The 14,666-nt window shown below is 51.4% G+C and carries 14 protein-coding genes and 1 other RNA gene; 7 read left to right on the top strand and 8 right to left on the bottom strand.

Features of this window, described 5'->3' with window-relative positions:
• Positions 1–277: 277 nt before the first annotated feature.
• From ABSH60_RS14830 to ABSH60_RS14820, 3 genes are all read left to right on the top strand, one after another.
• Positions 278–631 (top strand): hypothetical protein, encoded by a 354-nt coding sequence (locus ABSH60_RS14830; RefSeq protein ID WP_056771146.1) that lies wholly within the window; start codon positions 278–280, stop codon positions 629–631.
• A gap of 242 nt (positions 632–873) precedes the next feature.
• Positions 874–1,242 (top strand): Hha toxicity modulator TomB, encoded by a 369-nt coding sequence (gene tomB / locus ABSH60_RS14825; protein WP_056771141.1) that lies wholly within the window; start codon positions 874–876, stop codon positions 1,240–1,242.
• Positions 1,243–1,287: 45 nt separating this feature from the next.
• Complete coding sequence (locus ABSH60_RS14820) at positions 1,288–1,491, top strand: HHA domain-containing protein (protein WP_056771138.1); 204 nt, start codon at positions 1,288–1,290, stop codon at positions 1,489–1,491.
• Between the two features lie 83 nt (positions 1,492–1,574).
• Here the strand turns inward: ABSH60_RS14820 and ABSH60_RS14815 are convergent, their stop codons facing one another.
• Positions 1,575–2,522 (bottom strand): LysR family transcriptional regulator, encoded by a 948-nt coding sequence (locus ABSH60_RS14815; protein WP_056771135.1) that lies wholly within the window; start codon positions 2,520–2,522, stop codon positions 1,575–1,577.
• A gap of 140 nt (positions 2,523–2,662) precedes the next feature.
• Between ABSH60_RS14815 and ABSH60_RS14810 the strand changes: the two genes are divergently transcribed.
• Complete coding sequence (locus ABSH60_RS14810) at positions 2,663–4,450, top strand: adenine deaminase C-terminal domain-containing protein (RefSeq protein WP_390974571.1); 1,788 nt, start codon at positions 2,663–2,665, stop codon at positions 4,448–4,450.
• Between the two features lie 70 nt (positions 4,451–4,520).
• Positions 4,521–5,870, top strand: coding sequence for a solute carrier family 23 protein (locus tag ABSH60_RS14805; protein ID WP_390974569.1), 1,350 nt, complete (start codon positions 4,521–4,523; stop codon positions 5,868–5,870).
• 77 nt (positions 5,871–5,947) lie between these two features.
• Here ABSH60_RS14805 and ffs read toward each other — a convergent pair.
• Positions 5,948–6,044, bottom strand: an RNA gene (ffs, locus tag ABSH60_RS14800) — signal recognition particle sRNA small type.
• 193 nt (positions 6,045–6,237) lie between these two features.
• Here ffs and ABSH60_RS14795 point away from each other — a divergent pair.
• A complete protein-coding gene (locus tag ABSH60_RS14795) occupies positions 6,238–6,546 on the top strand; it encodes an MGMT family protein (RefSeq protein ID WP_217204989.1) in 309 nt (102 codons plus the stop codon).
• Positions 6,547–6,598: 52 nt separating this feature from the next.
• On the opposite strand, the gene ABSH60_RS14790 is transcribed toward ABSH60_RS14795, so the two are convergent.
• Positions 6,599–7,180 (bottom strand): YbaY family lipoprotein, encoded by a 582-nt coding sequence (locus ABSH60_RS14790; protein ID WP_122096003.1) that lies wholly within the window; start codon positions 7,178–7,180, stop codon positions 6,599–6,601.
• Positions 7,181–7,426: 246 nt separating this feature from the next.
• Between ABSH60_RS14790 and tesB the strand changes: the two genes are divergently transcribed.
• Complete coding sequence (gene tesB / locus ABSH60_RS14785; RefSeq protein WP_056771119.1) at positions 7,427–8,293, top strand: acyl-CoA thioesterase II; 867 nt, start codon at positions 7,427–7,429, stop codon at positions 8,291–8,293.
• A 140-nt stretch (positions 8,294–8,433) separates the two neighbouring features.
• Here tesB and amtB read toward each other — a convergent pair whose 3' ends face one another.
• The 5 genes from amtB to ABSH60_RS14760 all read right to left on the bottom strand — a co-directional run bounded on the left by amtB (position 8,434) and on the right by ABSH60_RS14760 (position 14,639).
• Complete coding sequence (amtB, locus tag ABSH60_RS14780; protein ID WP_056771114.1) at positions 8,434–9,723, bottom strand: ammonium transporter AmtB; 1,290 nt, start codon at positions 9,721–9,723, stop codon at positions 8,434–8,436.
• A gap of 80 nt (positions 9,724–9,803) precedes the next feature.
• Positions 9,804–10,142, bottom strand: coding sequence for a P-II family nitrogen regulator (glnK, locus tag ABSH60_RS14775; RefSeq protein WP_009639071.1), 339 nt, complete (start codon positions 10,140–10,142; stop codon positions 9,804–9,806).
• 339 nt (positions 10,143–10,481) lie between these two features.
• Positions 10,482–12,311: a SmdB family multidrug efflux ABC transporter permease/ATP-binding protein gene (locus tag ABSH60_RS14770; RefSeq protein ID WP_390975776.1), complete on the bottom strand. Its 1,830-nt coding sequence runs from the start codon at positions 12,309–12,311 to the stop codon at positions 10,482–10,484.
• The gene (locus ABSH60_RS14765; protein ID WP_390974565.1) at positions 12,274–14,046 is read right to left on the bottom strand and encodes a SmdA family multidrug ABC transporter permease/ATP-binding protein; all 1,773 of its coding nucleotides are present in this window, start codon (positions 14,044–14,046) and stop codon (positions 12,274–12,276) included. Before ABSH60_RS14765 ends, ABSH60_RS14770 begins: the two co-directional genes overlap by 38 nt.
• A gap of 137 nt (positions 14,047–14,183) precedes the next feature.
• Positions 14,184–14,639, bottom strand: coding sequence for an Lrp/AsnC family transcriptional regulator (locus ABSH60_RS14760; RefSeq protein WP_056771107.1), 456 nt, complete (start codon positions 14,637–14,639; stop codon positions 14,184–14,186).
• Between the last annotated feature and the right edge of the window lie 27 nt (positions 14,640–14,666).

Here is a 14,666-nt window from a genome sequence, read left to right as displayed (position 1 = left end):
AAATGGTAAAGAGTGTTTTAGTCATGGCGCCCCCAAATAGTTATAATATAACATCACATGAGGGCATTTTTATCAATACATGAACTGTTTCAGTTTCTTAACGGGGTGAAGTCCCCCAAAACTGTAAGAAAAGGGTAAAAAATAATGTACATATCCTAAACATGATGAAAATCAACTGACTATGCGTAAAGGCATTGGAAATTTTTTTTTCCACTAAATCCACAGAATACTCAAAGTATGTAATAATGAAGAGATACAGGTTTAGAGGATAAAAGGCGTGCGGAAAATCATTCCCGGTAATATTTATGGGCAAAATCCGTCTCTTAAAACGTTACAAGAGATTATTGAACGTTCTTTATCTGAAATTGAAGAACCTTTAATTGGCGATTTATCTTATTTTTCTGAAAATGCCCGTTATGAGCCGAATTCCATGGAAATCGTGTCTATAACTCAAACAGGCGAAAGCATATATTCAATGAGTTACAGGTTCAAATGGACGATTTTCAATGGATGCCTGGACATTAATGCTGATGAATTCACAACGCAAAATGTCACATTCTCAGTCACCCCTGAAGGGCTTGAGTTTGATATTATTGATATGTCCAGAGGAACAACTTCAGACGAATTGTAAGTTTGAGTAATACGTTTGCACAGCGTTCTAAAAATGAATTATATTTAAACCGTTGACTGTAGAATTATCCCATGTAAAACCTCCTGTCTGAGTCCGTTTTATTGTGATTGTTAATGATGTTTAACTCATGATGTGTAGTTCTTAAAAAGTGTAGTGAGAGCTGTTTCCTGTAAGCCATTAAGTTTTGTTGTTTACTCACAGAGTGTTATCAACACCGAATAAACCATTACGGAGGGGATGATATGGATGAGTACTCGCCTAAGCGGCACGATATCGCTCAGTTACGATTCCTGAATGAAATGTTGTATGATGAAGGGATTGCGACACTGGGTGACAGTCATCATGGTTGGGTCAATGACCCTACATCAGCTGTTAACCTGCAACTCAACGAACTGATAGAACACATTGCATCTTTTGTGATGAGTTTTAAAATTAAGTACCCCGACGATAACCATTTAAGTGATCTGGTTGAAGAGTATCTGGATGATACCTACACCCTCTTCAGTAATTATGGAATTAACGATTCTGATTTACGCCAATGGCAAAAGACCAAAAAGCGATTATTCAGAATGTTCTCAGGGGACTACATCTGTACCCTAATGAAGACTTGAGTAATAATTTATATGTTGTCATCAGAACAAAATGAAAAGGCTACGATGAACAAAATCGACTATTTGATGCGTTTAAGAAAATGCACCACTATTGATACGCTTGAACGTGTTATTGAAAAAAATAAGTATGAGCTTTCCGACGACGAACTCGAATTGTTTTACTCGGCAGCTGACCATCGTCTGGCTGAACTGACGATGAATAAGCTATACGATAAAATCCCCGTTGCCGTATGGAAGTTTGTACGCTAAGTGCTTGCACTGAGCCGAATTATCGTGCGGCTCAGTGTTTATTATTTCAGCAATACTACGTTAGCGTTGTTAAACAATTTCCCTCACAGCACTCTTTCATTCTTTTCTTTGATTCGTTGATGAAACGTCTTTAAGAGAAATTGAAAACACTGTTCTGTTTTTGCCGATCGTAATGGAACCGGTTTACGCATCATAGCGACCGTTCGACTTAACATCGGCTGCTGCAAGTGAATGACCGTTAATTCATTATCGTTCAGCGTTGCCGTGTATAATTCCGGTAAAATCGCTAATGCCATGCGCGACCGCACCAATCCATATAACGTTTCCTGAAAATCTACCCGGTAACTGACGCGTAAATTCAGACGATGACTCTCATTCATCGCCGTCACCAGCCTGCTCACATTCCCTTTTGAAAACAACGCAATGTCTCTTTTTGCCAGTTGCCGCCACGGGATGTTATGCCCTTCTGCCAGCGCATCATCACGCCTGATCACCACGACAAACGGATCTTCGAGCAGCGGATATATTGCTATCGATTCCGGTACGGTACTGTCGGTAGCGCCGATACCAAAATCAACAGAACCGTTCTCGAGTTCCAATAATAATGCGTCATTTGTCAGGTCATGGAATTCCACACGCATATCAGGGAAATATTCAGATAATAATTGTGGCACCGCCGGAAATAATAATGTGCTGACTGAAGGCACTAATCCGATACGTAAAGTTCCATCTCCGCCCTGGTGCATAATTTGCTGCATATCATCGAACACGCTGTGAGCAGTATTCAATAAGCGTTCTGCATACGGCAGCACAGCTTCACCCTGCTCAGTGAGACTGACGTTCTGTGCCGTCCGGTGCAATAACTTCCCACCCAACACGGATTCAATTTGTCGCAGCGCACTGCTTAACGCAGGTTGGCTGATTGCCAGCCGGTTCGCCGTTTCAGTAAAACTGCGCAATTGCGCCAGCGTCACAAAATATTGAATTTGCTTGAGAGACAGCGCAGGCAGACGACGCCAGGGTTCAGACATAATGTGCAGAGGTTCCGGTCAAAATAGAAAACGTTTGCCCAGCATAACCGCATCTTATAATCGGATAAAATAAATCATCTGTGCAAAGCCCCTTCCTCTCCCTACATTAGCCACATCATTCTGCAAATCCGGAAACTGCTATGACCGAGAACCTCGCTTCCCTGCCCTTACGCCAGCGGGCGATTGATGCCGCATTAGGGAAAATTCCTTTTGACCATTTGCTGATCAACGCAAAGATCGTCGACATGGTGACGGGTGAGATCCGTGATGCAGACGTGGGTCTGGTCGGTCACATGATTGCCAGTGTCCACCCGCGTGGAAAATTTACCCGGTCGGAAAATATTGATGACTTATCAGGTCATTATCTCTCACCCGGCCTTATCGATACCCATGTTCACATTGAAAGCTCCCACCTGCCCCCTGAAAAATATGCGGAGATCGTTGTCGCTCAGGGGACGACAACCGTGTTTTGGGATCCTCATGAGCTGGCAAATGTGCTGGGCGTGGCCGGCGTTGAGTACGCCGTTAAAGCCAGCCGGGGTTTGCCATTACGTGTGATTTGCGCGGCGCCTTCCAGCGTGCCCTCAACGCCGGGTCTGGAAATGTCGGGAGCGGATTTCAAAGGCCAGGAAATGCAAACCATGCTGAGCTGGCCGGAAGTTGCCGGCGTCGCGGAAGTCATGGATATGTATGGCGTGCTGAACGGCAGCGAACGCATGATGGAAATCCTTGATGCCGGATTACGCAGCGGCAAACTGATCGAAGGCCATGCGCGCGGGCTTAAAGACGAGCAGCTCCAGGCCTATCTGGCGGCAGGTGTGACTTCCGATCATGAACTGACCTCGGCGGAAGATGCGCTGGAGAAATTGCGCGCAGGCCTGACTCTGCAAATTCGTGGTTCTCATCCTTATCTGCTGCCGGATATTGCTGCCGCTCTGCTGGCCTTACCGCATCTTTCCTCGCAAATTACGCTGTGTACTGACGACGTGCCACCGGATCATCTGCTGGAAAAAGGCGGACTGATCGCGCTGGTCAAACTGCTGATCTCCTTTGGCTTACGTGCTGAAGACGTGTTGAGAATGGCAACATTTAACGCCGCCATCCGTATGCGCCGCTCAGACCTCGGGCTGATTGCCGCAGGCCGCACTGCTGACATTATTGCATTCGACTCTCTTGAGACGCTCAACCCGCGCAAAGTGTATGTCGCCGGAAACTGCGTTGCAGAACACGGGAAAATGTTATTCAGCCCCGCTGCCGCCAGTGACGTTATCCCGCCACGCGACACCATGCGTCTGCAAAAAGTGGCCGAAGCTGATTTTCATTTAAAAATCCCCGGACTGAAAAATGGTAAGGCGCGCTTACGTAACATCAAGGGCGCTCGCTTCACGCAATGGAGCGAAGTGATTGTGGAAGTCAAAAGCGGAGTCGTACAAATTCCGGAAGGTTTCAGCCTGATTTGGGTACAGCACCGGCATGGGCGTCATGAAGCCACGCCGAAAATGGCATTGCTGGAAGGCTGGGGAGAATTACGCGGAGCGATAGCCACCTCTTACTCCCATGACTCACATAATCTCGTGGTTATTGGCCGTCATCCCGCCGATATGATGCTGGCCGCCAATCAGCTGACCGCCAGCGGCGGCGGTATGGCGCTGAGCCAGAACGCGACGTTGCTGGCCAGTGTCGATATGCCGATTGCCGGAATGCTCTCAGATTTACCCGCAGATGTGCTGGCCGCACAGTTTAAAAACCTTCGCGAGCTTAGCGCGCAGATCGCTGACTGGGAGCCGCCGTACCGGGTCTTTAAAGCGATCGAAGGAACCTGTCTCGCCTGTAATGCAGGGCCACATCTGACGGATTTAGGGCTGACGGATGGCGGATTGCGCGAGATTGTTGATCCTGTTTTGGAAATCTGGCCCGACGAGATCTGATCTTTATTAATAAGAAACACAAAAAAAACAGCACGCACCACTCATTAATGACGATATTCAGGGGAATTTTATGACCGACAGTTCTGTGAAAAATGTGACAGCCTCATCGGGTGAAAGCTGGTTGCAGCGCCGCTTTCAGCTTCGTCAGCGGGATACGAAAGCGAAAACCGAATGTCTGGCCGGGATCACCGGTTTTCTGGCAGCGGCTTATTTGCTGATAGTGATCCCCGGTCTGCTGGCGGCGGGTGGCATGGATAAAGGCGCCGCCACCACCGGCGTCATTTTGGTTTTTGTGTTGGGCTCTTTACTGATGGCGTTCTACGCGAATCTGCCGTTTATGGTTGGCCCTGGCATCGGCGGTTCGGTACTGGTCGGTATCACGCTGGCCGGAGACGGTATCACCTGGCCAATCGCGCTGGGCATTGCCTGCTGGTCCGGGATCTTATTTTTTGTGATGACGGTATTCGGCCTGCGTGAAGTCGTCACCCGCTCGGTTCCGCAATCCATCAAACTGGGTCTGACGGCGTCGATCGGTATTTTCGTCGCGCTGCTGGGTTTTCGTAATGCAGGCCTGGTGCTGGCCAATGCCAAAACGCACGCGCTGGCACTGGGCGATTTCACTTCTCCGGGTGCGCTGATTGCTTTGCTGGGTTTGCTGGTGGCGGTGGGTTTACAGGCTCGTAAAATCCCCGGCGCTATTCTCTGGGCGATTCTGCTGGCAACGGTAGCCGGGATCCCGTTTGGCGTAACGCATTTACCTGAACAGTGGATCGCTTTGCCACATTCTCTCGCCCCGCTTTGGGGGAAAGTCGACCTGACTGGCGCCATCAATATCGCCTTCCTGCCATTTCTGTTTATCTTTTTCGCCTCAGAATTCTTCTCAACCATGGGCACCACGCTGGCGGTGGGCGGTGAAGCCGGACTGCTGGATGAACACGGCAACATGCCGCACATCAACCGGCCATTTATGGTGGATTCGATTGCTGCGGCGCTGGGTCCGGTTGTCGGTATTCCTGCGGCAACCGCATTAATCGAATCCTCAGCGGCGGCTGAAGCGGGCGGGAAAACAGGTCTGACGGCGCTGGCGGCGGCGGTGATGTTCCTGCTGATGCTGCTGTTCACGCCGGTGGCAATGATGATCCCCAAAGAAGCGACCGCACCGGCGCTGATCCTCATCGGCCTGAATATGTTCAGTAATTTACGCAAAGTGGACTTAGCGAATTTCACCGATGCTTTACCGGTGCTGCTCATGGTGATGATTACCCTGATTTCCAACAGTTTTGGTACGGGCATCGCGGGCGGATTGCTGTTTTACATCATCATCAACGTGGTGGCAGGAAAAATGCGCGAAGTGCCGACAGGGCTGTATATCCTGGCGATCCCGCTGGTGTATTACTTCACGACGCTGGTGCATCACTGAAACAAAAGAAAAAAGAGGATGAGGTCTGGAATTGAAAAGAGAAGGCGTAAAGTTTGCGGGGCCTGAAATGGTGGAGGCCCTGCCAGCTACATCCCGGCACACACGACACCTGCTATGGCTGCTTCCTTCCGGACCTGACCGAGTTAACAAGTTAGTGTTGCGGGAGAACCAACAGGGCCCCCATTGTCGTTGTTGGCTTCACTTCTCTTTACGGGAGAACTGAAGCGGTGGGCATTATCAGTGATGCCCACCGCAAAAGCAAGTTAACCGCCGACAACCGGTGTTTTCTTAAACAACAGCGCCGAAACTCGCCTGTCTGAGACGCAAAATTACGTCATACTGTCCGGCAGACACTGAGGAGGATGTAATGTCGGAGCCGGATAACTTTCGTCAGCGCGTATTTCAAATTATAGCGGCTATCCCCGCAGGCCAGGTCACAACGTACGGTAATGTGGCACAACTGGCAGGATCGCCACGCGCTGCCCGTCAGGTTGGCGGCGTGCTGAAGAAATTGCCCGAAGGCAGCACCCTTCCCTGGCACCGCGTGATTAACCGCCACGGCGAGATTTCATTGCAGGGTGAAGATTTTAAGCGCCAGCGTCAGGCGCTTCTGGCCGAAGGCGTCGTCTTTAGAAAAGGCAAAATCGATTTAGAGAAGTATGGCTGGAAGTGGTAATTCGCATAAAAAAACACCGCCGAAGCGGTGTTTATTGTAACGGCAGCAGACATTAATAAGCAGGCGACGGAGCGACTGCGCTGACCGGTGCCGGAGCGGTGCCTAATCCTGTCGGCTCAGACGGGTTGCTCAGTGGCCCTAATGCACCCGGCTTGGTGGCAACAGGAACGGAGACAACCGGGACAAGTTGCAGATCCGCACGTGTACCCTGTCCATTGTTAATCACTTCTTTAATGGAGTCGGTCACGAAGGTCATCTGACCATTGATGGTCACCGCCGCACTCAGGATAACGTGTGAGTTCGGTGGAATGTCCTGCGGGTTATACGGCAGGATAAACGTGAATGGTGCCTGCTTACCCTGCGTTCTCGCCACTTTCTGCGAGATCACACGCGATGGTGCATCAGCAACAGAGGCATCGGACAATGTCACGGTCAGTACCGCGTCAGGCGGCAACGCCACACGCTGAGCGATAAACACACTACCGGATACGTTTGGCCCCGTTATCGCGGGTTGGGTGGCCGGACTGGCTGCCGTATTCACCGGAGCCTGCTGCGCGGGTGCCTCATGATGCTGTGCGCATCCGGCAAGAGTCAGAGACAGCGCGGTTCCACCTACTATCTGCCAAAGTTTCATAGATCGTACTCCCTTTTTATTATTCGCTTGTCGACAAGCTGTAATAAACGCCGACATGAAAATGGTTTCTTTAACCAGCGTACCTGTTAATCATGGCACAATAATCTGAATTTTTCCTCCCGGTGGCTAAACAGGTCTTCTGAGCGCCCGTAAGATCCTCTATCATTAACAGGTTAGACCTGTGCTTTTGCTGCGCTTACGGGCTGCATCAGGCATGAATTAACCGGTAACTTTCATGAGGCCACTATGAGTCAGGCGTTAATAAATCTGCTGGATCTTCTGGATCTGGAAAAAATCGAAGAAGGGCTGTTTCGTGGTCAAAGTGAGGATCTGGGCTTGCGCCAGGTCTTTGGCGGGCAGGTTGTCGGGCAGGCACTCTACGCAGCCAAACAGACGGTGCCGGTTGATCGCGGGATCCACTCATTCCACAGTTACTTTTTACGTCCGGGTGACAGCAGTAAACCGATCATCTATGACGTGGAAAACTTGCGCGACGGCAACAGTTTCAGTGCCCGTCGTGTGAAAGCGGTACAAAACGGTAAACCTATTTTCTACATGACAGCCTCTTTCCAGAGTCATGAAGAGGGTTTTGAACATCAAAACACCATGCCTGATGTACCGCCGCCGGAGTCACTGATTTCGGAGTCAGACATTGCCAAAAATCTTGCGCATCTGATCCCTGAAAAAATTCGTGATAAATTCCTCCGTCACCGGCCGATTGAAATGCGCCCGGTGAAATTCCATAACCCGCTGAAAGGCACTAAAGAAGAGCCGCACCGCGCGGTGTGGTTCCGCGCCAACGGCGAAATGCCTGACGATCTGCGCATCCATCAGTATCTGCTCGGTTATGCTTCAGACTTCAATTTCCTGCCGACCGCATTGCAACCGCACGGAATTGGTTTTCTGGAGCCAGGAATGCAGGTCGCGACCATCGATCATTCGATGTGGTTTCACCGGCCATTCCGTATGGACGACTGGCTTCTTTACGCGGTTGAAAGCACATCAGCTTCCGGTGCCCGTGGTTTTGTACGCGGTCAGTTCTACACCCGCGAAGGGGTGCTGGTTGCCACTACGGTGCAGGAAGGTGTGATCCGTCAGAGAACGGCAGAATAAGCTTTTCGGTCTGAAAATCAGGCATTAAAAAGGGGCGATAGTGATATCGCCCCTTTTGCTATTCATCATTATTTTTAGTTTTGGTACTGCCGTTCAGAAAGCGTTAGCGCACTGCCTTCTCTGAAGGTATATGACTGAGATTACTGGTTGTAAGCATTTTCGCCGTGGCTGTTGACGTCCAGACCTTCACGTTCCTGTTCTTCAGGAACACGCAGACCGACCAGCATGTCAGCTACTTTATAAGCGATGAAGGCAACAACACCTGACCAGACCAGCGTAACGCAGACGCTGAAGAACTGTACCCAGACCTGATGGCCCATGGTGACGCCTTCTGCATAACCCACGCCGCCCAGTGAGCTGGAAGTGAATACACCGGTCAGCAGGCAGCCTACGATACCGCACACGCCATGCACACCGAATACGTCACAGGTGTCATCAACACGCAGCCATTTTTTCAGGGTAACCACACCCCACAGACCGGTAGCACCACCGACCAGACCGATAATCAACGCACCACCCACGCCGACCGTACCACAGGCTGGCGTGATGGCAACCAGTCCCGCGATGGCACCGGAGCTTGCGCCAAGCAGGGAAGGTTTACCGCGAACCATCCACTCTACAAATGTCCATGACAGGATTGCGCCAGCCGTTGCGATAACGGTGTTGAGGAAAGCCAGAGCCGCAATTGGACTTGCAGCGCTTGCTGAACCGGCGTTGAAACCGAACCAGCCAACGTAAAGGATCGCAGCACCTGTGAAGACCATTGGCAGGTTGTGTGGCTTGAATGCTTCTTTGCCAAATCCTGCACGTTTACCCAACAGGTAAGCACCGACCAGACCCGCGATGGCAGCGTTAATGTGAACCACCGTACCGCCGGCAAAGTCCAGCGCACCGTCTGCTGCCAGGAAACCACCCGCCCAAACCATGTGAGCCATCGGAATGTAGGAGAAGGTCAGCCAGATCACAGTGAAAATCAAGACTGCAGAGAAACGTACACGTTCAGCGATACCGCCCACGATCAGCGCCACGGTGATACAGGCGAATGAACACTGGAACGCCACGTGAATCATCTGCGAGAAGGTGCCGGTGACCGAATCAAGGCCGATGCCTTTCATCATCACATTACCGAAACCGCCGAAGAACGCGTTGCCTTCGCTGAAGGCCAGGCTGTAACCGTAGAGGATCCACAGAACGCAGACCAGCGCGAACGTCACGATGACCTGAGTCAGCATAGATAACACGTTTTTAGAACGCAGTAAGCCGCCGTAGAACAGCGCCACACCGGGCACGGTCATAAACAGCACCAGTGCAGTACAAATCATCATAAAGGCATTGTCAGCACCGTTAGCAGCTGCTGGCGCTGCTGCCATGGCAAGCGAAGGCAACAATGCAACCGCGCCAAGCCCCATCATGGATAAAAGTTTTTTCATTAGTAGCCCACCCCTGTTCTCAAAACTGTTTTTCTAAGCTCTTTTATCTCAACTCTTCATTCAAAGAGATGAACCTGAAATTACAGTGCTGCTTCGTCGGTTTCACCGGTACGAATACGGATAACGCGTTGCAATTCAGCAACGAAAATTTTGCCGTCACCAATTTTCCCGGTGTAGGCCGCTTTGCTGATCACGTCGATCACTTCATCTAGCTGATCGTCAGCGATAGCAATATCGATTTTTACTTTTGGCAGGAAGTTCACGCTGTACTCTGCACCGCGATACAGTTCAGCGTGACCTTTCTGACGGCCGAAACCTTTAACTTCCGTTACGGTCAGGCCCTGAATTCCAACAGCAGACAGCGCTTCGCGCACGTCTTCCAGCTTGAAAGGTTTGATCACCACAGTAACCAGCTTCATTTTGCCACTCCTCGAATTAAGGGCTTGCCGCGGAAAAACCGCGCCCGATACGAAATGGATAAAGCAAAGGCTGTGCCAGAGTTGAAATTGCAGAGAGATTCGTTTGATTACCGCGTAATACGGCATTTTCAGAATATTCGTGACGAGGCGCACACTTGGCCGTTCACATCATTATCATGACGCGCGCACCAATAAGGTGCCGACCGCTGCTTTTTAGTGCAGTGACATCACGCCCAAAGACTTGATGCCAGATGAAGGTGCAGGCCAGAAGAAAGGTGGGGGGAAATCGGGAGAAAAAACCACCCCAACGCGGTGCGCTATGCTGCGTTGGGGCGGGTATCAGGCGTTTTGCGTCGCCGGTGTGGCCTGCTCCGCTGAGGCAAGTTCCTGACCGGCAAGCTGCAGCTGATACATCTGATAATACCGGCCTTTTTCAGCCAGCAGTTGCAGATGATTGCCCTGCTCCACTGCCTGACCACGATGCAATACCAAAATGTTATCCGCATCGACAATCGTCGAGAGACGATGGGCGATCACCACCAGCGTCGTTTGCTGGCGGATGGCCCGAAGTGCACGCTGGATCGCCTGTTCAGTACCTGAGTCGATATTGGCTGTTGCCTCGTCAAGGATCAAAATCTCCGGGGCCTGCACCAAAACGCGCGCCATGGCCAGCAACTGTTTCTGACCCACCGAGAGATTATTTCCCTGTTCGCCGAGGCGAGTGTTTAAACCTTCTGGCATTTCACGAATAAGAGGCGAAAGCTGCACAATATCCAGCGCGTGCCAGACTTGTGCTTCATCGATATCGCGCCCTAACGTGACATTGGCGAAAACCGACTCAGCCAGCACCACCGGATCCTGCTGAACCATCGCAATCCCTTTACGTAAGCTGGCGTGCGAGAGATCGGAAATGCGACGGCCATTAACCCGGATCTCTCCTTTATTGAGCGGGTAATATCCCATCAGCAAATTCGCCAGCGTACTTTTGCCGCTACCCGTATGCCCGACCAGCGCAACGAAACCTCGCGATGGCACGTGCAGGGATATATTTTCCAGCACCCATTTGTCCGGCAGATAGGCAAAACTGACGTCTTTAATGTCTATCTCGCCGCCGGTAAGTCTTTTGTCGTCAGCCCCGTATTGCTGCTGGGTTCGGTCCATCAGGTCAAAAATTCGCTCACCCGCCACGACGGCCTGCTGAAGAATCGACTGCTGCGAGGTCAGCTCGATCAAAGGCTCGTTCAGACGCCCCAGATAATTGATGAAAGCATAGAGAACACCGACGCCGACTGAACCTTCTGCGCTGAATCCGAACAGCAGTAACAATCCGCACAGAATTAACGAGGAGAACAAACTGAGCAATGGCCGCAGAAGAAAGCCTTCCAGCCGGAGCGTTTGCATACGCGCCAGATAATGCGACTGACTGGCACGGGTCAAACGTTCGCCAAAACGTTTTTGCTGGCGGAACTGCTGGATGACGTTCATGCCGTTAATGACTTCGTTAAAACCGTCATTGATGTCCGCCAGATAGCTTCGGACTTTACGAACAATCGGGGTACTGTAAATCTGGTACAGCCCCATCACGACGAAAACCGCCGGGAAAATGCATATCGCCACCGAGGCCAGACGCCAGTCGAGGCTGAACATTGCCACCAGCATCGCGCCGATCAACGCAATACTGCGCAATACGGTCGAGACGACGGTTACGTACAGATCGCGGATCACTTCCGTATCATTTGTGACACGAGAAATCAGTTGCCCGACGGGCTGGGTATCAAACGCACTCAGCGGCTGGCGTAATGCAGCATCCATCACATCGGTACGCAAACGCTGAACCACGCCCACTGCGGCCCGGTTAAACAGCAACGCCTGGAAATAGTGCAATCCGGCAGCCAGAAACTGCAGCAGGATAAAGCACAATGCCAGCAGACTGATTTTGTCCCACGGCATTTCGCCTTTGGCGACATAGTGGTCGATAAAGAAACTGATCAGAATCGGCCCGGTCACCTCTGCTGCTGCCGCAATCCACAACATCAGCACCGCGACAGAAAGAGGTTTTCTGTAAGGCTTGCCGTAGCCCAGCAGGCGCTTCAGCGTCGGCCACATCTTTTGAATTTTACTCACTTTTTGCTCAGCCACGTTGTTCCGGCTCCTGTTCCTGCGGTACATCGTCCAGTGCGGCTTCCAGCTGCTGATAACGGAACATATCGCGATACCATCCTGACTCAGCGGCAAGTTGCTCATGGCTTCCGCGCTGGGAAATACAGCCGTGGTTAAACACCAGAATCTCGCTGGCTTCGGTCAGTGCGGAGAGACGATGGGCACTGATGATCACGGTGCGGTCGCTGCCCCACTGACGCAGGTTGTGCAGGATCTGATGCTCTGTCCTGCCATCAACCGCAGACAATGCATCATCGAGGATCAAGATTTCCGCTTTCAGCAATAAAGCACGGGCAATAGAAATTCGTTGCTTCTGCCCGCCAGAAAGCATCACTCCGCGCTCTCCGACCTCTGTTTCATAGCCGCCGGGTAAACGCAGAATATCGTCATGAACGCTGGCAAGCCGCGCCGCTTCCTCGATCTCTTCCCGGCTGGCCTCCGGACGTCCCAGCGCAATATTTTGTGCGACGGTGTCAGAGAACAGGAAAGGGGTCTGGCTCACAATCGCCAGACGTGCGCGCCAGTCATCCAGGCGGATCGTTTTCAGCGACAGGCCGTGATAAAGCACATCTCCTTCAGTGACATCAAACTGTCGCTGAAGCAGCGCCAGCAAGGTACTTTTACCGGAACCTGTCGGGCCGCACAGACCGAGCATTTGCCCAGGTTGCAGGGAGAACTTCACAGAGGACAAGGCCGGATGCGTTGTGTCGGGATAGTGGAAATCCGCAATGTTTGCTTCGAGTACAGCACGTCCGGCAGGCAGAGGCGCAGTACCATCCACGACACTTGGCGCTTCCTCAAGCAGGCTGCGGATGCGGCTGTAGGCGGCGCTACCGCGTTCAACGATATTGAACATCCAGGCCAGTGCAAGCATCGGCCAGATCATCAACCCGAGATACATGACAAAACTGGTTAACTGCCCGAGTGTCAGATGCCCGTTAACCACCATCCAGCTACCACCGCCGATAGCCAGCAAATTAGCCATGCCAATCGAGACATAAATAGTCGGGTCAAAACGGGCATCAACACGCGCTACACGCATGTTTTTCGCACCGGTATCAGCGGCCACATCAGCAAACTGGGAAGACTGATGGTTCTCAAGGCCGAAGGCTTTGATCATGCGAATACTGGTCAGGCTTTCCTGCGCCTGATCGTTTAATGAGGAAAAGGCAGCCTGCGCGGTTTTAAAGCGATGATGAAGTTGGTCGCCGTAGCGTTTAATGATAATGGCCATCACCGGCATTGGAACCAGCGACAGAAGCGTCAGCTCCCAACTGATTTGCGTCGCCATCACGATAAGAACAGCAAGCCCCATGACCAGCGAATCAACCAGCGTCAGAACGCCCTCGCCTGCGGCGAAAACCACGCGATCGACGTCATTGGTTGCCCGGGCGATAAGATCACCCGTACGGTGGCGTAAATAGAAGGCCGGATGCTGACGGCTGAGCTGCCGGAAGAAATCCTGACGCAGTTCAACGGCAAGCTGATAGGACGCACCGAACAACAGCACGCGCCAGACGTAACGCAGCAAATACACCACAATTGCCGTGGCGACCATGAGCCCAAGCCACGCAAACAGTACGCCGGTTGACATCGTTTTGGTCGTGACGCCATCAATAATGACACCGACTAGCTTGGGCGGTATCAATTGCAGAATGGCAATGATAATCAGCAAGGCAACGGCACCCAGATACCGGCGCCATTCACGTCGGAAGTACCAGCCTAATTGGGCGAACAATCTCACGCAGTGTTTTCCATACAAATAATAATGATGATTTTATTGAGAAAAAGCGCCCGAAGCAGGACTTTTTTCTCATCAGGCGACAAGGATAACAGAGTTAACTGGCGATTCTGATGAAACTTTTTACTGTAACTTTTGCATCAAATCGGCAATGCGGTGGTGGATTTTATGCGTTCCATCGCAAAACTGGAGGTCACATCATTCAGCCCCGGAATGCCGTTCACAAGTCGCTTGTAAAAGTTATCGTAGCTTTTCATATCGGACACCTGCACCTGCAGTAAATAGTCATATTCACCGGCCATCCGGTAGAAACCCAGCACTTCAGGAAATGCCTCAACCTGCTGAACAAAGCGCTGGTACCACTCGCTGTTGTGATGCTGAGTTTTGATGAGCACAAACGCCGTCAGGCTCAGCCCTAGCCGATCGCCGTCCAGCAGGGCCACTTTCCCGCGAATAATGCCGTCATCCTCGAGGCGCTTAATCCTTTTCCAGCACGGCGTGGTGGTGAGATTGACCGCATCCGCCAGTTCATTCAGAGATAATGTGCAATCTTTCTGCAACAGGGAGAGCAATTTAAGGTCAATTTTATCTACCATACCGGCCTCCGGGAGGAAATTTTTCTA

Source organism: Rahnella sp. R3(2024) (assembly GCF_042920125.1).
In the GTDB taxonomy this organism is placed as follows: domain Bacteria; phylum Pseudomonadota; class Gammaproteobacteria; order Enterobacterales; family Enterobacteriaceae; genus Rahnella; species Rahnella rivi.
Note: the sequence above shows the minus strand (reverse complement) of the source record. Positions and strands in the feature narration are given on the sequence as shown.

Excerpts from the sequence above, each read along its gene's own strand:
- tomB (WP_056771141.1), top strand. The coding sequence starts at position 874 with ATGGATGAGTACTCGCCTAAGCGGCACGATATCGCTCAGTTACGATTC.
- ABSH60_RS14820 (WP_056771138.1), top strand. The coding sequence starts at position 1,288 with ATGAACAAAATCGACTATTTGATGCGTTTAAGAAAATGCACCACTATT.
- ABSH60_RS14815 (WP_056771135.1), bottom strand. The coding sequence starts at position 2,522 with ATGTCTGAACCCTGGCGTCGTCTGCCTGCGCTGTCTCTCAAGCAAATT.
- ABSH60_RS14810 (WP_390974571.1), top strand. The coding sequence starts at position 2,663 with ATGACCGAGAACCTCGCTTCCCTGCCCTTACGCCAGCGGGCGATTGAT.
- ABSH60_RS14805 (WP_390974569.1), top strand. The coding sequence starts at position 4,521 with ATGACCGACAGTTCTGTGAAAAATGTGACAGCCTCATCGGGTGAAAGC.
- ABSH60_RS14795 (WP_217204989.1), top strand. The coding sequence starts at position 6,238 with ATGTCGGAGCCGGATAACTTTCGTCAGCGCGTATTTCAAATTATAGCG.
- ABSH60_RS14790 (WP_122096003.1), bottom strand. The coding sequence starts at position 7,180 with ATGAAACTTTGGCAGATAGTAGGTGGAACCGCGCTGTCTCTGACTCTT.
- tesB (WP_056771119.1), top strand. The coding sequence starts at position 7,427 with ATGAGTCAGGCGTTAATAAATCTGCTGGATCTTCTGGATCTGGAAAAA.
- amtB (WP_056771114.1), bottom strand. The coding sequence starts at position 9,723 with ATGAAAAAACTTTTATCCATGATGGGGCTTGGCGCGGTTGCATTGTTG.
- glnK (WP_009639071.1), bottom strand. The coding sequence starts at position 10,142 with ATGAAGCTGGTTACTGTGGTGATCAAACCTTTCAAGCTGGAAGACGTG.
- ABSH60_RS14770 (WP_390975776.1), bottom strand. The coding sequence starts at position 12,311 with ATGTACCGCAGGAACAGGAGCCGGAACAACGTGGCTGAGCAAAAAGTG.
- ABSH60_RS14760 (WP_056771107.1), bottom strand. The coding sequence starts at position 14,639 with ATGGTAGATAAAATTGACCTTAAATTGCTCTCCCTGTTGCAGAAAGAT.